The organism is Streptomyces sp. NPDC050263, assembly GCF_040655955.1.
Lineage (GTDB): Bacteria > Actinomycetota > Actinomycetes > Streptomycetales > Streptomycetaceae > Streptomyces.
Map to the genome: position 1 here is coordinate 18,336 of NZ_JBFAKW010000094.1, position 18,401 is coordinate 36,736.

Here is an 18,401-nt window from a genome sequence, read left to right on the forward strand (position 1 = left end):
CACCACCCTCATCTGCTCTCGCACCACCCCCATCCGCCGTCGCACCACCTGTATCAGACGGCCGTCTCGCGGGTCTTGCTGAAGACCACCGGCTGTAGGGGAGGACATGCCATGGCACCACAGCGATTCCACGAGCAGTTCGACCAGATCCAACGCTCGCTGCCCGACGTCCCGTTGGCGATGGGGCCGGACGACTCCGCCGAGTTCATCTACGAGAAGGGCGTCGTCCTCGCCCGCGACGGCGAGGAGGCCCAGGTCGTCGAGGACGCCGTCCGCTCGCACTTCACCGCGACCGACGGCCTGGTCCCGGACCACGTGCGCCGGGCGGGCCCGCAGGCCAACCGCTCCGGCATCACCCGCATCCGGGTGGGGGACCCGGGAGAGGGCGGCCGCGCCGCCGACCACGCCGTCGCGGGGGCCCTGCGTGCGCTGCGGGAGACGGAGGGGCGCGCCGGCCGCCGACTGATCAGCCGCAACCACGTGGTGTCGATCGCTGTCAACGCCTGCCCCGGCGACGAGCCGGTGCCCGCCCCGCGCACCGAGCCGCCCAACCCGTCCGCGGCCGAGGCGGCCCACGACCCGGCGAGCGCGATCGGCGTCCTCGTCGTCGACACCGGCCTCACGCACGACTACCGCTCCTACCCGCCGCTCGCCCACACCGAGGGCGACGCCCAGATCAGGGAGACCGACGACGAGGGGATCCTCCAGCAGTACGTCGGCCACGGCACGTTCATCGCCGGACTCGTCGCGGCCGTCGCGCCGAACACCGACGTCACCGTGCGGGGCACCCTCAACGACGCCGGCGCGATCCTGGAGTCCGAGTTCGGCGAGAGGCTCTTCGACGCCGTCGCGGACGGCTGGCCCGACATCATCAGCCTCTCCGCCGGCACCTCCAACGGACGCGTCGACGGCCTCCTCGGCGTCGCCGCCTTCATGGAGGAACTCCGGTCCCAGCACACTCTGTTGGTGGCCGCCGCCGGCAACAACGCCGGCGCCGCGCCCTTCTGGCCCGCCGCCTACGCCTCCCTGCCCGACCACGCCGACGCGGTGCTGTCGGTGGGCGCGCTGCGCGGCGACGGCGAGTTCGGCGCCTGCTTCAGCAACCACGGCGCGTGGGTGAAGGTCTACGCCCCGGGAGAGCGCCTCACCAGCGCCTTCACCGGCTTCGACACACCCGTCCCGTACGTCTACCAGCACTCCACCTACGAGGCCTGCCGCTACGGTTTCACCTACGCCTGCACCTGCCGATCCCCGCGCCACACCGGTGTGTTGAGCGAGGCGCAGCAGGTCAGCCCGGGCAAGCCGGACCAGGTGATGTTCGAGGGACTGGCGTCCTGGAGCGGTACGTCCTTCGCGACCCCCCTGGTGGCCGGGCTCGTCGCCGCCCACATGAGCGCGAACCGGATGACCGCCCCACGGGCCGCCGCCGCCCAACTCCTCGCCGGGAACACGGAGTTCGCGGAGGTGCGCGGTGCGCACGTGCCGGCCCTGCTTCCGCCCACCTGGCGCCCGGTCCCGGTGGGTCCGCAGTGAGGGCCGCATGAGGTCCGAGACAGGCCCCGCCACGGCGTACGATGACAGGCCGTACACGAGGGGTGGGGCCGTGGACCGTAGTGATGTCGGCGCGCTCGTCCAGTCAGCCGTCGACGGTGACACGGCGGCCTGGAAAGCGCTGGTGGACGGGCTGAGCCCACTGGTGTGGTCGGTCGTGCGCGCACACCGGCTCTCGGACGCCGACGGGCACGAGGTGTACCAGACCGTCTGGTTCCGCTTCGCCCAGCACCTGGGCCGGATCAGGGAGCCGCACAAGGCGGGTTCATGGCTCGCGAGCACCGCGCGCAACGAGTGCCTGAAAGTGATCAAGGGTTTGCGCCGGCTGACCCCTACGGACGATCCCCTGCTGCTCGACCGGGCCAGCGAGGACCGCACCCCGGAGCAGTCGGTGCTCGACTCGGAGGAGGCGGCCGCGCAGAGCGAGCGGGTCCGCTTCCTCTGGCAGGAGTTCGAGGCCCTCGGCGACCGCTGCCGACAACTGCTGCGGGTGCTGATCGCCTCGCCGCCGCCCAGTTATCAGGAGGTGTCGGCCGCCCTGGGCATCGCCGTCGGCAGCATCGGACCGATGCGCCAGCGATGCCTGCGCCGCCTGCGCGCCCGACTCGACGCACGGGGAGCTCTGTGAGCGACATGAACGACATCAATGACATGAGCGACGGCGAGCCGGACGACTTCTTCGGCGAAGTCCCCTTCGTCGACGAGGAGTTCGACCACGACCGGATGGAGGAGGAGCTCCGCGAGGCCACCGCCATCCTGGACCCGGTCCCCGCGGAGCTGCGGCGGCTCGCCATCGAGGCCTACGCACTGCACGACCTGGACGCACGGATCGCCGAGCTGACGTTCGACTCACTGGTCGACGCCATCCCGGTGCGCGGAGCGGTGGACGTGCCGCGGATGCTGACCTTCCACACGGGCGGACTGACGGTCGACGTCGAGGTCACCCGGGAGGGGTTGCTGGGGCAGCTGCTGCCGCCCCAGTCGGCCTCGATCGAGGTGCTGCACGGCCCCCGCGCGGGCGCCGCCCTCACCGCCGACGACATGGGCCGCTTCGCCTGCGACGCACCGCCGACCGGCCCGTTCGCGCTGCGGCTGCGAACCGGCGGGGAGGTGGTCGTGACGGAGTGGCTGCGCGCGTGACGCCGGACGCTCAGGAGACGGCGTCCACCAGGGCCGCCAGGGCCGAGGCGAGTCGGGTCAGCCCCGGCCCGGCCGGCCCGCCGGGCTCGCTCATGTAGGTGTCCCGCCGGATCTCCACCATCAGCGCGCTCACCCGCGGCTCCTTCCCGTAGTGCTCCAGCGGTACGTACGTCCCCGCGAACGGGCTGTCGAGCCCGGTCTCCCCGATCTCCGCGAACGCCCTCCGCGCGGCGGCGAGCAGCTCGGGCGGGGTGTGGAAGGCGTCGGTGCCCAGACAGACCGGCGGCCGCGGGCCGTCGCCGTGGAGTTCGTAGGGCAGCGGCTCGGTCGGGTAGGAGTGCACGTCGACGACGACGGCCCGGCCGACGGCCGCCAGACGCTCGGCGACGGCGTCGGTCATCGCCTGCGCGTACGGCCGGAAGTAGCGGGCGAGAAGTCCCTCGACCTCGACACCGCCACCGGCATCCGTATCCGTATCCGTATCCGTGCCGGTGTCCTCCGGCCGCAGCGGCTCCCGGTGCGTGGTCCGCGTGTACACGGCGCCCATGCCGACGGCGCGCATCTCCTCCCGCTCGTCCGGAAACCGCTCCGGATCGACGACCAGCCGTGACAGCCGGTTGACGAACCGCCAGGGCGTCACGCCGGCCCGCGCGGCCGCCTCCTCGGCGATCTCCGCGGTGTGCGAGTCGGTGATGTGGTCCAACTCCCGCTCCAGCGCCCCGTCGTCCAGCACGATGCCCGCGCGCGCCTCGGCCGGTATCGCCCGCGCCGAGTGCGGCACATGGAGGATCACCGGGGAACCGGCGGCGCCGGGCAGGAACGCGAAGGGCGGTGCGGCTGGGGTCATCGGGCTGCTCCCGGGGCGTTGTCAGTGGCGTGGTGCATGATCGGAGATGTCATCACAACACGACGGGGAAACGGGCGGGGCGGGCATGGCCGTGAGCAACGAGCAGGTGGCGGGACACGCGTTCCTGAAGGCGCTGTACCGATCCGACCACTACCCCGACGAGGTGCTGGACCGGGGCAAGGGGATCCTGCTGCGCCTGTGCGAGCGCGTCGAGACCGAGCGGCCTTCCGACCTCGCCGCGCTGTACGCCCTGACCCAGGCCGCCACCGAGGAGTTCAACGACCTCCAGGAAGCGTTCCGGGAGGCCGGCAGCGAGCTCGAGACGGTCGCCCGGGAGGAGACAGCCGGGGACTTCTGGTTCGTCGCCCGCGTCTACGGCTTCGAGGACGCGGACGTCGAGAAGCTGATCGCCACCCGCGACTGGTGACGGCTGCGCCACCCCCGGGCGGGCTGGAGGACGACAAACCTCCGCCCCGGCCGGGCTGGAGGACGACAAACCTCCGCCCCGGCCGGGCCATGTGCCGGTCGGGGCGGAGGTCGGTGAGGGTGGGGGGAGCGGGGGTCAGCTCAGGGACGCCAGCGCTTCGTTCCACGTGGTGGACGGGCGCATGACCGCCGCGGCCTTGGCCGGGTCGGGCTGGTAGTAGCCGCCGATGTCGGCCGGCTCGCCCTGGACGGCGTTCAGCTCGTCGACGATGGTCTGCTCGTTCGCGGACAGCGTCTCCGCGAGGGACGCGAACGCCTTCGCCAGGTCCGCGTCGTCGGTCTGCGCCGCGAGTTCCTGCGCCCAGTACAGGGACAGGAAGAAGTGGCTGCCGCGGTTGTCGATGCCGCCGACGCGACGGGTCGGGGACTTGTCCTCGTTGAGGAAGGTCGCCGTGGCGCGGTCGAGGGTGTCGGCGAGGACCTGGGCGCGGGTGTTGCCGGTGGCCGTCGCGCACTGCTCCAGGGACGGGACCAGCGCGAAGAACTCACCGAGCGAGTCCCAGCGCAGGTAGTTCTCCTTGACCAGCTGCTGGACGTGCTTCGGGGCGGAGCCGCCCGCACCCGTCTCGAACAGGCCGCCGCCCGCCATCAGCGGGACGACCGACAGCATCTTGGCGCTGGTGCCCAGCTCCAGGATGGGGAAGAGGTCGGTGAGGTAGTCGCGGAGCACGTTGCCCGTCACCGAGATCGTGTTCTCGCCGCGGCGGATGCGCTCGACCGACAGCTTGGTCGCCTCGACCGGGGGGAGGATACGGATGTCCAGGCCCTCGGTGTCGTGCTCGGGCAGGTACGCGTTGACCTTGGCGATCAGCTGGGCGTCGTGCGCGCGGGTCTCGTCCAGCCAGAACACCGCCGGGTCGCCGGTGGCGCGGGCGCGGGTGACGGCCAGCTTCACCCAGTCCTTGATCGGCGCGTCCTTGGTCTGGCACGCGCGGAAGATGTCGCCGGCGGCGACCGCCTGCTCGATCACCACGTTGCCGGCCTGGTCCACGAGCCGGACCGTGCCCGCGGCCGGGATCTCGAACGTCTTGTCGTGGCTGCCGTACTCCTCGGCCTTCTGCGCCATGAGACCGACGTTCGCGACCGAGCCCATGCTGGCCGGGTCGTAGGCGCCGTGGGCGCGGCAGTCGTCGATCACAGCCTGGTAGACGCCGGAGTAGGACGAGTCCGGCAGCACGGCGAGGGTGTCGGCCTCCTGGCCGTCCGGGCCCCACATGTGACCGGAGGTGCGGATCATCGCCGGCATCGAGGCGTCGACGATGACGTCGGACGGCACGTGCAGGTTGGTGATGCCCTTGTCGGAGTCAACCATCGCCAGGGCCGGGCCCGCGGCGAGCTCGGCGTCGAAGGAGGCCTTGATCGCGTCGCCCTCGGGCAGGGACTCCAGGCCCTTGAGGATGCCGCCGAGCCCGTCGTTGGGGGAGAGGCCGGCGGCCGCGAGGGTCGCGCCGTGCTGCTCGAAGGTCTTCGGGAAGAACGCGCGGACCACGTGGCCGAAGATGATCGGGTCGGAGACCTTCATCATCGTGGCCTTGAGGTGCACCGAGAACAGCACGCCCTCGGCCTTGGCACGGGCGATCTGCGCGGTGAGGAACTCCCGCAGCTCGGCCACGTGCAGCACGGACGCGTCGACGACCTCGTCCTTCAGGACCGGTACGGACTCGCGCAGCACGGTGGTGGAGCCGTCCTCGGCGACCAGCTCGATCTTCAGCGAGCCGGCCTCGGAGATCACCGCGGACTTCTCGGTGGAGCGGAAGTCGTTCTCGCCCATGGTGGCGACATCGGTCGTCGACTCCGCGGACCACGCGCCCATGCGGTGCGGGTGGGTGTGGGCGTAGTTCTTGACCGACGCGGGCGCGCGGCGGTCGGAGTTGCCCTCGCGCAGGACCGGGTTCACGGCGGAGCCCTTGATCTTGTCGTAGCGGGCCTGGACGTCCCGCTCCTCGTCGGTCTTCGGGTCGTCCGGGTAGGCCGGCAGCGCGTAGCCCTGGGCCTGGAGCTCGGCGACCGCGGCCTTGAGCTGCGGGATCGACGCCGAGATGTTCGGCAGCTTGATGATGTTGGCCTCGGGCGTCTTGGCCAGCTCGCCGAGCTCGCTCAGCGCGTCCGGGATGCGCTGGTCCTCGGTCAGGTACTCCGGGAACACCGCGATGATGCGCCCGGCCAGCGAGATGTCCCGCGTCGTCACGGCGACACCCGCCTGCGAGGCGTACGCCTGGACCACCGGCAGGAAGGAATACGTCGCCAGGGCCGGGGCCTCGTCAGTGTGCGTATAGATGATGGTCGAGTCAGTCACCGGGTGCTCCGCTCCACGTCTGCAACATTGCTCGACATCAAGATATCTCGTGAACGGGATCGGCTCGACAGGGGTCTCCCCCCGGGCCCGCGCGGCACGGCTCCGGGTCCGGTGCAACCGAAGTGTCCGTTGCGGTGGTCATACAAGGCGATCGTCGACCTCATCCGACGGCCGGACCGACCACCCGGCCGCCCGAGCGAAAGCGGAACAGCGGACCATGAGATATCGCAGCAGAGTGACGGCCCCGGCGGCCGCGCTGATCGGCACGGCGGCAGTCCTGGCCGGGGGAACCACGGCGCACGCCGACACCACGACAGACGGCAAGGGCGGCGGCGCCCCGGGCCCCGAGACCCTCGGCGACTCCGTCTTTCCCGCTCTCGGCAACGACGGCTACCGCGTCGCCTCCTACCACCTCGACTTCTCCTACGACGCCACGACCACCCTCGTCGACGCCGAGGCGACCCTGGAACTGCGCACCACCCAGGGCCTGACCCGGCTCTCGCTCGACGCCCTGGGCCTGGACATACACACGGTCCGCGTCGGCGGCCGCGACGCCGCCTTCGAACAGGTGGGCGAGAAGCTGCGGATCACGCCCGTCCGTCCGCTGCCCGCCCGGGCCCGGGTGACCGTGTGCGTGACCTACACGGCGGACCCGCGCCGCCTCCCCCTCCCGCACACCGCGTGGGTGCCCACGCCGGACGGGTTCGCGATCTGTCCCCAGCCGGACGCCGCGCACACCGTGTTCCCCTGCAACGACCATCCGTCGGACAAGGCGGACTTCACCTTCCGGATCACCGTCCCGGCGGGCCTGCGGGGCGTCGCGAACGGCTCGCTCGTGCGCACCGAGCACCTGGCCGGCGACCGGACCGCGTACAGCTACCGCTCCCGTCGGCCGATGGCCACCGAGCTGGCGCAGATCACGGTCGGCGACTACGTGGTGAAGCAGCGGCAGGGGCCGCACGGACTGCCGCTGCGCGACGTCGTCCCGACCGCCCGGGCCGAGGCCCTGGAACCGGCCCTCGCCCTCACCCCGGGCCTGGTCGAGTGGATCGAGGCACGGCTGGGCGCCTACCCCTTCGAGACGTACGGGCTGCTGCCCTGCAACACCGACGACCCGAAGGCCTTCGACTTCACCGGCCTGGAGACCCAGACCCTCACCCTCTACAAGCCGAACTACCTGCTCCAGGCGGAGCCCAAGATCGGCTCGCACATGATGCACGAGCTGGTCCACTCCTACTTCGGCAACAGCGTCAGCCCCGCCAGCTGGGCCGACCTGTGGCTCAACGAGGGCCACGCCGACTTCTACGGGCTGCTCTACCGCTACGAGCGCGGCTGGACCGACTCGCTCGGCTACAGCACGTTCGAGGACCGGATGAAGTACACGTACGCCCTCGGCGACCAGTGGCGGCACACCTCCGGTCCCGTCGCCGCCCCGAACGCGGTCAACCTCTTCGACAACCAGCGCTACACGGGCGGCGTCCTCGTCCTGTACGCGCTGCGCCAACTCATCGGCGAGGACGCCTTCCACACCGTCGAGCGGACCTTCCTGGCCCGCCACCGCGACTCCTCGGCGTCGACGGACGACTACATCGCCGTCGCCTCGCGCGCCTGCGGACGGGACGTGTCCGGCTTCCTGCGGGACTGGCTGTACGGCACCACGACACCGCGCATGCCCGGCCATCCGGACTGGACGGTCACCCCGGTGCCGCCGTCCCTCGCCGTCCCGCGTCAGCGGACGGGCGCACGCCCGCACGACAACTCGGCGACGCTCTAGGCGGTCATTCGTGCAGGGCGCTCGGCTCGCCCTGCACGACGTCGTCGCCCGTGCGCTGCTGCGGGATGACCACCGCGCCCTGCTGCAACGCGACCGTGCGGGCCGGCGCCGGGATCCGGATGCCTTCCTCGCGGTAACGGCGGTGCAGGCGCTTGATGAACTCGTGCTTGATCCGGTACTGGTCGCTGAACTCGCCGACGCCCAGGATCACCGTGAAGCCGATCCGCGAGTCGCCGAAGGTGTGGAAGCGGATGGCGGGCTCGTGGTCCGGGAGCGCGCCGTCGACGCCGGTCATGACCTCGGCGATGACCTCCATGGTGACCCGCTCCACCTGCTCGAGATCGCTGTCGTAGGCCACGCCCGCCTGCACCAGGATCGTCAGGTCCTGCTCGGGACGCATGTAGTTGGTCATGTTCGTCTTCGCGAGCTGCCCGTTGGGGATGACGACGAGGTTGTTGGACAGCGCGCGCACGGTCGTCTGCCGCCAGTTGATGTCCTCGACGTAGCCCTCCTCGCCGCTGCTCAGCTTGATGTAGTCGCCGCGCTGGACGGTCTTGGAGGCGAGGATGTGGATGCCCGCGAAGAGGTTCGCGAGGGTGTCCTGGAGGGCGAGCGCGACGGCCAGACCGCCGACGCCCAGGGCGGTGAGCAGCGGGGCTATGGAGATGCCCAGCGTCTGCAGCACGACCAGGAAACCGATCGCCAGCACCAGGATCCGGGTGATGTTCACGAAGATCGTGGCCGACCCCGCGACCCCGGAGCGCGAGGTGGTCATGTTCTGCACGAGCCCGGCGACGACCCGTGCCGCCGCAACGGTCACCACGAAGATCAGCAGCACCGTCAGACACTGGTTGACGGTGTGCTGGACGCCCTTCGTCAGCGGCAGCAACGCCGCCGCGGCCGCCGCGCCGCCGGCGATCGCGCTCCACGGCACCACGGTGCGCAGCGCGTCCACCACGACGTCGTCGCCGCTCCACCTCGTGCGCTTGGCGTGCTTGCCCAGCCAGCGCAGCAGCGTGCGTGACAGGAAGGCGGCCAACAGGCCGGTGGCCAGGGCGATTCCGGCCAGTACGCCGTCGTCCAGGGTCAGTGCGCGGTTCAAAATGTCACCTGCTCGGTTCAGGGAAGTGCGGGCGCGCCCAACCCCCTTCGAAGAAAGGCGCAACCGCTCATCCTGCCGTATCCGGCACAGGAGTTCGTACCCGAGGATACGGCCGCGACGGCGGGATCGCGCAGCTCAGAGGAGGCGTTGGCCGGTTTGCGCCGCTCGTGGTCCGTACGAACGACGGGCCGCGGACCACCGCACCGGGGCGAGGACCGGTACGCCGGGACCGGTCAGATGACCTTCATGCGCACCAGCGCGCCGAGCGTCAGCGCGCCCGGCACCAGCGGCAGCCAAACGGTGATGATCCGGTAGGCGAGGACCACCGCCGTGGCGACCGCCACCGGGCCGCCCGCCGCCACCAGCGCCACGACCAGCGCCGCCTCCACCGAGCCGATCCCGCCCGGGGTCGGGATCAGCGCGACCGCCACCGTCGCCGCCAGATACGCGACCACCATGTGCGTGACCGGCACCGACAGCCCCAACGCCTGCCCCACCGCGGCGAGTCCGGCCGCCTGGAGCACCGGGAACGCCAGGGAACCGCCCCACAGGGCCAGCACCCGGGACGGACGGCAGTGCACCGAGCGCGCCTCGCTGAGCGCGGTGCGCAGGAAGCTGCACACCGCCGACCGCACCCGCCGGACGAGGACGAGCACGACCGCCGCCAGCAGCACGACCGCCGCGAGGCCGCCCAGCAGCGGGCCGAGCGCCGCGTCGGGCAGCAGGGAGCCGAGCCGCAGCGCGTCGGGGAAGAGCAGCAGCAGCACGGTCAGCAGGCCCACCCGGGCCACGCCCTCCGCCAGCAGATACAGCCCGAGGGCCGCCGAGGAACGGGCCAGCGGAACCCCGCACACGGTCATGAACCGCAGGTTGACCGCGCTCGCGCCGAGGCCCGTCGGCAGCAGGTGGTTGGCCGCGCCGGCGGCGAACTGGGTCGCCAGCAGCCGCCGTCCGGGCAGCCGTTGCACGACCGCGCCCTGCCGGGTGACGGCAGCCGCGACCCAGGTCAGACAGGTCGCGCCGACCGCGGCCAGCAGCCAGGGCCACTCGGCCTGCCGCAGATGCCCGAAGCCCTCGGCGAGGACGGAGCGGTGCTGCACGGCGACCACGGCCACCAGTACGAGCGGGAGCAGACACAGGATCTGGCGGACGGGGAGTCGTCGGGGCGGTCTGGCTGGGGAAACGGAAACCGCTGTCACACTCGGAGAGCTTCTCCGCACGGCGCCAACTGCGGGTTGCGGGAGCGGGGACGGGACATTGCGTACGGTCATCGGGTCCTTCGCAGCGGGGGATGCGGCGTTGGTGGGGGACGAGGGGGATGCGGGGGACGAGGAGAAAATTCTTGACCTCAAGGTCGCTTGAGGTTCTACGGTCGCTTTCATGAGCATGGAGAGCACCGCATGGACGCAGTTGTACAGCGTCATGAACGCCCAGCAGGAACGCCGTCCCTTCGACCGGGTGACACTGCGCCGCATCGGCGCGTTCGCCCGCCCGCACCGCCGCCGGATCGCACGGTTCGTCGCGCTGAGCGTGCTGACCGCGCTGCTCGCCGTCGCCACCCCCGTCCTCGCCGGACGGGTCGTCGACGCGATCGTGTCGCACGGCGACGCGGGCACGGTCGTCCGCCTGGCCCTGCTCATCGCGCTCATCGCGGTGCTGGAGGCGGCGCTCGGCATCCTCGGCAGGAGGCTGTCGGCGACGCTCGGGGAGGGGCTCATCCTCGATCTGCGCACGGCCGTGTTCGATCATGTGCAGCGGATGCCGGTCGCGTTCTTCACACGTACCCGTACGGGGGCGCTCGTCTCCCGACTCAACAACGACGTGATCGGCGCCCAGCGCGCCTTCAGCAACACGCTCTCCGGAGTGGTCTCCAACCTGGTCACCCTCGTGCTCACCCTCGTCGTCATGCTCACGCTGTCCTGGCAGGTCACACTGCTCTCGCTGGCCCTGCTGCCGGTGTTCGTGATCCCGGCGCGGCGGATGGGCAACCGGATGGCCGGAATGCAGCGGGAGGCCGCCGAGCTCAACGCGGCGATGGGCACCCGGATGACCGAGCGCTTCTCCGCGCCCGGCGCCACCCTGGTCAAGCTGTTCGGCCGCCCCGAACAGGAGTCGGCGGAGTTCGCCGCCCGGGCGGCCCGGGTGCGCGACATCGGCGTCCGCACGGCCACCGCCCAGTCGCTCTTCATCACCGCCCTCACCCTCGTCTCCGCGCTGGCCCTCGCCCTCGTCTACGGACTCGGCGGCCACCTCGCGCTCAAGGGCACCCTCGAACCGGGCGCCGTCGTCGCCCTCGCCCTGCTGCTGACCCGCCTCTACGCCCCGCTCACCTCGCTCGCCGGGGCCCGGGTGGAGGTGATGAGCGCCCTGGTCAGCTTCGAGCGGGTCTTCGAGGTGCTCGACCTGAAACCGCTCATCGAGGACAAGCCGGACGCCCGCGAGGTGCCCGAGGGCGCTGTCGCCGTCGAGTTCGAGGACGTCCGCTTCGGCTATCCGTCCGCCGACAAGGTCTCCCTCGCCTCCCTGGAGGAGGTCGCCTCCCTCGACACCCGCGGCGGCGCCGAGGTCCTGCACGGCGTCTCCTTCCGCGCCGAACCCGGGCAGACCGTCGCCCTCGTCGGCTCCTCCGGCGCGGGCAAGTCGACGATCGCCCAGCTCCTGCCGCGCCTGTACGACGTCGACGCGGGCGCCGTCCGGATCGGCGGGGTCGACGTCCGTGACCTGAGCGCCGGTTCGCTGCGGGCCACCCTCGGCATGGTCACCCAGGACGGCCACCTCTTCCACGACACCGTCCGCGCCAACCTCCTGCTCGCCCGCCCGGCGGCGACCGAGGACGAACTGTGGGACGCGCTGCGCCGCTCCCGCCTCGACGACCTCGTCCGCTCCCTGCCCGACGGCCTCGACACGGTCGTCGGCGAGCGCGGCTACCGGCTGTCCGGCGGCGAACGCCAGCGCATGACCATCGCCCGGCTGCTGCTGGCCGGCCAGCGCGTCGTCATCCTCGACGAGGCCACCGCCCACCTCGACAACACCTCCGAGGCGGCCGTCCAGGAGGCCCTCGCCGAAGCGCTCGCGGACCGCACCGCGGTCGTCATCGCGCACCGCCTGTCCACCGTGCGCGCCGCCGACCTGATCCTCGTGGTGGAGGCCGGCCGGGTCGTCGAACGCGGCACGCACGAGGCGCTGTTGGCGGCCGACGGACGCTACGCGGAGCTGTACCGGACCCAGTTCGAGCAGCCGGGAGCGGGTGCGGGAGCCGGAGCGGAAGCGGCGGCCGAGCCGGCCGTGCTCTGAGCCCGCCGGCGCCGTGCGTGCCGTCATGGCTGTCGCAGTTGCGCCATGTCCCACCTGTGCCACCGGGATGCGGTGACACCGGATCGCCGTCATCGGATTCTGTCAAGCGTGTGAACCGCAGTCCGCGTCCCGAGGAGAGCACGAGACCGATGAGACGGATCCGTTTGGTGGTGCCCCTGGCGGTGGGCCTCGCGCTCGCCGCCGCAACTGTGACACCGGTGTCGGCACGCACCGTTCCTCCGCCAGGCTCCATGACCGCGACCGCGACCGCGCCCGCCGCCGCCGGAACCCGGGCGACGGTGCATCTGATCACCGGTGACACGGTGACGGTCGCCACGGCGTCCGGCGGTCGGCAGACGGCCTCGATCGTGCCCGGCGCCGGGCGCGATGACATCGTTTTCCGCACGGTCGAGCAGGACGGCCATGTGACGGTGCTGCCCTCCGACGCGGAGCCTCTGGTCTCCGCCGGCCGTCTGGACAGAGACCTGTTCGACGTCACCGCCCTCGTGGCGCAGCGCTTCGACGAGGCGCACACGACGGCGCTGCCGCTGATCGTGGACCGTTCGGAACGGGCCCCGGCCCCGACCGTGCGCAAGCTCACCGGCCTGGCCGACACGGCCGAGACCGTGCGCGAACTCGACAGCATCGAGGCGCGGTCCCTGCGCGTCGCGCAGGACGACCTGGGCCGGTTCTGGGACGAACTCGCCCCGGACGGGGCGCGGACGACGGGCTCCGCCCTCGCCGCGGTGCCCCGGGTCTGGCTCGACGGCCGGGTCGGCGCGGTCCTGGACCGCAGCACCGGCCAGATCGGCGCACCCGCCGTCTGGGCGGCCGGCTACCACGGCGAAGGAGTCAGGACCGCGGTCCTGGACACCGGAGTGGACCAGACCCACCCCGACCTGGCCGGGAGGGTGACCCTGGCCAAGGACTTCTCCGGCAGCACCGGCACGGGTGACGTGTTCGGACACGGTACGCATGTGGCGTCCATCGTCGGCGGGACCGGCGCCGCGTCCGGCGGCGCCCGCAAGGGCGTCGCCCCCGCCGCGGACCTGCTCGTCGGCAAGGTCCTCGGGGACGACGGATACGGTTCCGAGTCCCAGGTGATCGCGGGCATGGAATGGGCGGCGGCCGAGGGCGCCGACATCATCAGCATGAGCCTCGGATCCGACCAGCCCACCGACGGCACGGACCCGATGAGCCAGGCGCTGAACGAGATCAGCCGCAGCACCGGGGCGCTGTTCGTGGTCGCCGCCGGCAACAGCGGCGAAGCCGGTCCCGGCACGGTCGGCTCGCCGGGCGCGGCCGACGAGGCCCTGACGGTCGGCGCGGTCGACGACGACGACGCACTGGCCGCCTTCTCCAGCCGGGGCCCCCGGCTCGGCGACGGCGCCGTCAAACCGGACGTGACCGCCCCCGGCGTCGGCATCGTCGCGGCGCGCGCCGCCGGCACCACGATGGGCGTTCCGGTCGACGAGTACTACGTGGCGGCCTCCGGCACCTCGATGGCCACCCCGCACGTGGCGGGCGCCGCGGCCCTGATCGCCGGGCGGCATCCCGACTGGAACGGTGCGCGGATCAAGGACGCGCTCATCAGCAGCGCCCGGACGATCCCCGGCCAGAAGGTCACCGACCAGGGCGGCGGACGCATCGACGCGGCCGCCGCCGCACTGGGCCCGGTCGTCGCGACGGGCTCCGTCCCCCTCGGATCCGTCGACGTCGGAGCCCCGGCGCGCACCGCCACGCTGGAGTACGCCAACACCTCCGGCGCCGAGATCACCCTCTCCCTGGAACCGAGGCTGGCCGACGCCGCCGGGAAAGCCGTCGCGGCCGGCGCGCTGAAGCTCGGCATGACGTCGGTGCGCGTTCCCGCGGGCGGGACGGCACAGGTCCCCCTGACCGTCGACCCGGGCAAGGCCGGACAGGGCAAGTACTACGGATACGTCACCGCCACCCCGGCCGCCGGGAAAGCGCCCGTGCACACCACCCTCAGCCTGGTCGTGCACGGTCCCACGCACCGGCTCACCGTGAAGACGTACGACACGGAGGGCCGGCTCGTCCCCGGCGCCCTGCCGACGATCTGGGGCGCCGACGGATTCGCCCGGTACACGGACCTCGACAGGGCCGTCGCGGAGGTCGAAGAGGGCGCCTACCAGGTGAGTTCCACCTTCCTGACCACCGCGCACGACGGCCAGGAACTGCGCGAAGTGGTGCTTCCCGAAGTGAAGGTCACCAAGGACACGACCGTCACCGTCGACGCCCGCAGGACCACCCGGGTCGACATCCGCACGCCCAGGCCCGCCGAACAGCGCGGCATCCTCAGCTATCAGACGTACCGCTCCCTCGGCGGCAACGGCCTGCTGCAGGGCACGATGTTCTTCGACAACGCGAAACGGCTGTACGTCAGTCCGACGGCCACCGTGAAGGACGGCACGTTCGAGTTCGTGTCCCGGTGGCAGCTCGTCGCGCCGCTCCTGGAGACCACCGCCACCGGTCTGCCGGGCAAGCTGAACTCCTCTTACATGCCTGCCTCCCCCACGTTCGGCGACAGCGGAGCCACGCTGACCGCCGTCGACGCGGGCGACGCCGGCAAGCCTGTCCTGGACCATGTCCGCGGCAAGCTCGCGGTGGTCACCGACGAGGAGGGGTCGGGCGGTCGGTCGCTCATCGCACGGATCGCGGCGGCGGGCGCCCGTGCCGTGCTCGTCGTTCACTACAACGACAATCCCTGGACCCGGTGGCAACCCGACGGCGAGCGCTGGGCGCTGCCCACCGTCCGGGTCGGGGCCGACACGGGAGCGGCCCTGCTGGCGCGGATCCACCGCCGCGCCACACAGGTGACCTTCCAGGGCACCGTGCGCAGCCCCTACCTGTACGACGTCACGCAGGTCTCCGCCCAGCGCGTCCCCGAGCAGGTCACGTACACCGTGAGCAAGTCCAACAGCGCGGTCGTGCACAGCACGTACGCGGCCAACAACGGCCTCGGTTGGGCGAGCGAGCAGCGCTTCGGCTGGCGGCCCGCCCAACAGACGGCCTGGCTCCAGTACACCCGCTATGTGCCGACCGGCTTCGCACGGACCGAGTACGTCAGCGCCGGTGACACGACGTGGCAGCACCTCGTCCACCACACCGTGACGTACGACCAGGACCAGCAGCTCGGCCAGGGCATGCGCGACAACCCCCGCACGTACCGTGGCGGCACCGAGACGGCGCAGACGTGGCAGGGCGCGGTCGTGCGTCCGTCGATCCCCCGGGGGACCACGACGCCGACGGTGCGGGACGGAAGCCTCCTGCGGCTGCGCATCCCGGAGTTCACGGACTCGCAGTCCGGGCACTGGTCGCGTCTGACGGCGTTGGACGGAGGCGGCGTCGGCGCCTCGGACAGCACACCGCCCGGAGACACCGCCACCGCCGTGCTCCACCGGAACGGCGAGAAGCTCATGGACCTCGGCGGCGGCTGGGCGGACGCGGAGGTGCCCGCCGGCCCGGCCGACTACCGACTCGATCTCACGACGAACCGGAACTCCCCCGACTGGCGGTACTCGACCTCCACCTCCACCTCCTGGTCCTTCCGCTCGGGGAAGACCGACAGCGCCACCCCGCTGGCCCTGCTGCAACTCGACTACGCCGTACCGGTCGACGCGCACAACACGGTCGCCACGGCCGGCCCGTACGACCTCGGCGTCACGGTCCGCTCGCAGGACGGCCTGCCGACGCCGCGAGGCGTCACCGCCCGCGTCGAGACCTCCTACGACGACGGACGCACCTGGCGCGCCGCCGAGGTGCGCGGCCGCGGCGACAACACGTTCCGGGCCAAGGTCGACGGCCTGCCGAAGGACCGGAAGGAGGTGTATGTGACGCTCCGCGTCACCGTGCGGGACGCCGCCGGCAACAGTGTCCGTCAGACCGTCCGGCGCGCCTTCGCCCAGCACCGGTAGCCGCACCGATAGCCGCACCGGTAGCAGCCCCGGACAGCAGCACCGGACGCCTGCGGGGGCGGGCCAGGACAGCCCGCCCCCGTTCGCGCCGGAGGCCTTCCGCCCCTTGCTACAGTCTTGAACGGTCCACGCCATGGGTACCGGGGAGGGCGCGCGGGGTGCTGGAAGCAGTTGGCCTGTCTCCGGAACAGGAGTCCGTCTACCGGCTCTTGGTGGCTTTCGGCCGTGCCACGGTCGACGACGTCATCGAGCGCACCGCGATGACGCGCGCGCAGGGCGGACGAGTCCTCGACGCGCTGACCGCCATGGGACTGGCCACCCGCACCGACGGCACGCCTCGCCTGTTCCGTGCCGTGCCCCCGGACGTCGCCCTCCTTCCCCGCATCAAGAACAACGCCGACGCCCTGCACGTCGCCCAGATGGAAGCGGCCCGGCTGGTCGAGACCTACCGCGAGACGGCACGGCGGCACGATGCCGGGCAGCTGCTCGAAGTCATCACCGGCGCGCAGGCCCTGCGCCAGCACCTGAAGCGGATTCAGGCCGACTCGCGGCAAGAGATGCTGTGGCTGTGCAAGGCGCAGTACGTGGCGATGCCCTCGGGCACCAACACGGAGGAGTACGAGGCGCTGGCCCGCGGAGTCTCGTACCGCGTGCTGTACGAGAAGGACTTCTTCGCGGACGAGGGCGCCGTGGAGAACGTGGTGGCCGGGGTCCGGGCCGGCGAGAACGCACGCGCGGTCCCTCAGCTGCCGCTCCGCCTGGCGATCGCGGACCGCTCGGTCGCCATCTTCCCGCTGGTCCCCGGCGGCCCCAACGGCAACCCGGAGGAACCGACCACCGCGCTGGTGCGCGACAGCAACCTGCTGAGCGCGCTGGTCGCCCTGTTCGAGAGCTACTGGGAGAACGCCGTCCCGCTCACCGTCGCGGACACGGGCGTCCTGGAGACCGCCGACTCCAGTACCTCCGGATCGCTCTCGCCGACGGACCGGGAACTGCTGTCCCTGCTGGTCGCCGGCGTGGCCGACAAGGCGATCGCCTCTCATCTGAGCCTCAGCAGAAGGACCGTCCAACGCCGCATCCAGAGCCTCATGGAACGCGCCGGAGCCGGCACACGCATGCAACTCGCCTGGCAGGCGGCACGGCGGGGATGGCTCTGAAGCGGACCCCACCCCGGGAGTCGGCGCGGCTGTCGCCGCGCGAACCCGACGTCCTCACCTCGGCCCGCCGGGCGGGACCGCTGCCCTGAGCGGGGTGAGCACGGCGCGGACCGCCTCGGTCACCTCGGCCGCGGTGCGGCCGCGGCAGTCGACACGGTGCACGGACACCTCGGGCCGGGTTCGGGACAGCCAGTCCAGGGCGGCGTCGTACTGCTGCCGGGCCAGCGACAGCAGGTCCGCCCGCTCGTGCAGCTCGCCCCCGCCCGCCCGGTCCCTGGTCCGGGCCAGGGACTCCTCGACGGGCAGGTCGAGCAGCACCACGGCGTTCGGCAGCGTCCGGATTCACCAGACCGTCCGGGACCACACGAGCCAGGAAGCGCTGCTGCGAGAGCTGGGCGCCTTCCTGTCCGGCCGGAGCGATGCGCTGCCCGAGGCCCTTCCGTTCCGGGACTTTGTGGCCCAGGCCAGGCTGGGTGTGCCGAGAGAGGAGCACGAACGGTACTTCAACGAGCTGCTCGGCGACGTCGAGGAGACCACGGCTCCGTACTTGCCGATCCGTACGGTCTTCGCCTCGCCCACGTCGGCCGCGCTCGCGGGCCGGCTCGCCGACCAGGGTGACCACCGGCCGAAGGCCAGGCCCGTGCTGCGGCGTATGCGCGGGCAGGAGGGCGAGTGAGCCGTCGTGCGGCGTCTCGGTGATGCCGGGCCCCTGTCGATGAGCAGGTCCCGATCCGTGCTGCCGCGTGACCGAGCGAGGTTGCCCCCCGGGCTGAGCGGCGCCCGGACGCACGAAGCCCGGCCCAAGAGGGGCCGGGGGTA

14 protein-coding genes are annotated in these 18,401 nt (G+C 71.9%); 9 read left to right on the top strand and 5 right to left on the bottom strand.

Annotation, left to right across the window (positions count from 1 at the left end; all coding sequences use genetic code 11):
- Positions 1-111: 111 nt before the first annotated feature.
- Genes AB0J04_RS32290 through AB0J04_RS32300 form a run of 3 tightly spaced genes read left to right on the top strand, consistent with a single transcriptional unit; the run spans position 112 to position 2,691 of the window.
- Positions 112-1,533 carry a S8/S53 family peptidase gene (locus AB0J04_RS32290; protein WP_363172149.1) on the top strand — a complete coding sequence of 474 codons (1,422 nt, stop codon included), beginning with the start codon at positions 112-114 and terminating at the stop codon, positions 1,531-1,533.
- Between the two features lie 7 nt (positions 1,534-1,540).
- Positions 1,541-2,179 carry a sigma-70 family RNA polymerase sigma factor gene (locus tag AB0J04_RS32295; RefSeq protein ID WP_363172150.1) on the top strand — a complete coding sequence of 213 codons (639 nt, stop codon included), beginning with the start codon at positions 1,541-1,543 and terminating at the stop codon, positions 2,177-2,179.
- Positions 2,176-2,691, top strand: a complete 516-nt coding sequence (locus tag AB0J04_RS32300; RefSeq protein WP_363172151.1) for a hypothetical protein — start codon at positions 2,176-2,178, stop codon at positions 2,689-2,691. The genes AB0J04_RS32295 and AB0J04_RS32300 overlap by 4 nt, the downstream gene beginning before the upstream one ends.
- A 10-nt stretch (positions 2,692-2,701) precedes the next feature.
- On the opposite strand, the gene AB0J04_RS32305 is transcribed toward AB0J04_RS32300, so the two are convergent.
- Positions 2,702-3,538, bottom strand: coding sequence for an N-formylglutamate amidohydrolase (locus tag AB0J04_RS32305; RefSeq protein WP_363172152.1), 837 nt, complete (start codon positions 3,536-3,538; stop codon positions 2,702-2,704).
- An 85-nt stretch (positions 3,539-3,623) separates the two neighbouring features.
- Between AB0J04_RS32305 and AB0J04_RS32310 the strand changes: the two genes are divergently transcribed.
- Positions 3,624-3,965 carry a DUF5713 family protein gene (locus AB0J04_RS32310; protein ID WP_363172153.1) on the top strand — a complete coding sequence of 114 codons (342 nt, stop codon included), beginning with the start codon at positions 3,624-3,626 and terminating at the stop codon, positions 3,963-3,965.
- 135 nt (positions 3,966-4,100) lie between these two features.
- On the opposite strand, the gene AB0J04_RS32315 is transcribed toward AB0J04_RS32310, so the two are convergent.
- Entirely contained in the window at positions 4,101-6,320 is a 2,220-nt protein-coding gene (locus AB0J04_RS32315; RefSeq protein WP_363172154.1) for an NADP-dependent isocitrate dehydrogenase, read from the bottom strand.
- Between the two features lie 217 nt (positions 6,321-6,537).
- Between AB0J04_RS32315 and AB0J04_RS32320 the strand changes: the two genes are divergently transcribed.
- Entirely contained in the window at positions 6,538-8,094 is a 1,557-nt protein-coding gene (locus AB0J04_RS32320) for a M1 family metallopeptidase (RefSeq protein ID WP_363172155.1), read from the top strand.
- A 4-nt stretch (positions 8,095-8,098) separates the two neighbouring features.
- Here AB0J04_RS32320 and AB0J04_RS32325 read toward each other — a convergent pair whose 3' ends face one another.
- Both AB0J04_RS32325 and AB0J04_RS32330 read right to left on the bottom strand, forming a co-directional pair.
- Complete coding sequence (locus tag AB0J04_RS32325) at positions 8,099-9,196, bottom strand: mechanosensitive ion channel family protein (RefSeq protein WP_363172156.1); 1,098 nt, start codon at positions 9,194-9,196, stop codon at positions 8,099-8,101.
- Positions 9,197-9,429: 233 nt separating this feature from the next.
- A complete protein-coding gene (locus AB0J04_RS32330) occupies positions 9,430-10,395 on the bottom strand; it encodes a lysylphosphatidylglycerol synthase transmembrane domain-containing protein (protein ID WP_363172157.1) in 966 nt (321 codons plus the stop codon).
- Between the two features lie 181 nt (positions 10,396-10,576).
- On the opposite strand from AB0J04_RS32330, the gene AB0J04_RS32335 reads away from it, so the two are divergent.
- The 3 genes from AB0J04_RS32335 (at position 10,577) to AB0J04_RS32345 (ending at position 17,582) form a co-directional block, all read left to right on the top strand.
- On the top strand, positions 10,577-12,490 hold the full coding sequence (locus tag AB0J04_RS32335; RefSeq protein ID WP_363172158.1) for an ABC transporter ATP-binding protein: 1,914 nt from the start codon (positions 10,577-10,579) through the stop codon (positions 12,488-12,490).
- A 149-nt stretch (positions 12,491-12,639) separates the two neighbouring features.
- A complete protein-coding gene (locus AB0J04_RS32340) occupies positions 12,640-16,425 on the top strand; it encodes a S8 family serine peptidase (RefSeq protein WP_363172159.1) in 3,786 nt (1,261 codons plus the stop codon).
- A gap of 158 nt (positions 16,426-16,583) precedes the next feature.
- Positions 16,584-17,582 carry a helix-turn-helix domain-containing protein gene (locus AB0J04_RS32345; protein WP_363172160.1) on the top strand — a complete coding sequence of 333 codons (999 nt, stop codon included), beginning with the start codon at positions 16,584-16,586 and terminating at the stop codon, positions 17,580-17,582.
- 54 nt (positions 17,583-17,636) lie between these two features.
- Here AB0J04_RS32345 and AB0J04_RS32350 read toward each other — a convergent pair whose 3' ends face one another.
- Complete coding sequence (locus AB0J04_RS32350) at positions 17,637-17,903, bottom strand: hypothetical protein (RefSeq protein WP_363172161.1); 267 nt, start codon at positions 17,901-17,903, stop codon at positions 17,637-17,639.
- A gap of 133 nt (positions 17,904-18,036) precedes the next feature.
- Here AB0J04_RS32350 and AB0J04_RS32355 point away from each other — a divergent pair, with 133 nt between their 5' ends.
- Entirely contained in the window at positions 18,037-18,258 is a 222-nt protein-coding gene (locus AB0J04_RS32355; RefSeq protein WP_363172162.1) for a hypothetical protein, read from the top strand.
- Positions 18,259-18,401: the final 143 nt, after the last annotated feature.

Bases quoted from the DNA above. Each gene is read 5' to 3' on its own strand.
- AB0J04_RS32310 (WP_363172153.1), top strand. From the start codon at position 3,624: ATGGCCGTGAGCAACGAGCAGGTGGCGGGACACGCGTTCCTGAAGGCG.
- AB0J04_RS32335 (WP_363172158.1), top strand. From the start codon at position 10,577: ATGAGCATGGAGAGCACCGCATGGACGCAGTTGTACAGCGTCATGAAC.
- AB0J04_RS32290 (WP_363172149.1), top strand. From the start codon at position 112: ATGGCACCACAGCGATTCCACGAGCAGTTCGACCAGATCCAACGCTCG.
- AB0J04_RS32295 (WP_363172150.1), top strand. From the start codon at position 1,541: ATGAGGTCCGAGACAGGCCCCGCCACGGCGTACGATGACAGGCCGTAC.
- AB0J04_RS32320 (WP_363172155.1), top strand. From the start codon at position 6,538: ATGAGATATCGCAGCAGAGTGACGGCCCCGGCGGCCGCGCTGATCGGC.
- AB0J04_RS32340 (WP_363172159.1), top strand. From the start codon at position 12,640: ATGAGACGGATCCGTTTGGTGGTGCCCCTGGCGGTGGGCCTCGCGCTC.
- AB0J04_RS32305 (WP_363172152.1), bottom strand. From the start codon at position 3,538: ATGACCCCAGCCGCACCGCCCTTCGCGTTCCTGCCCGGCGCCGCCGGT.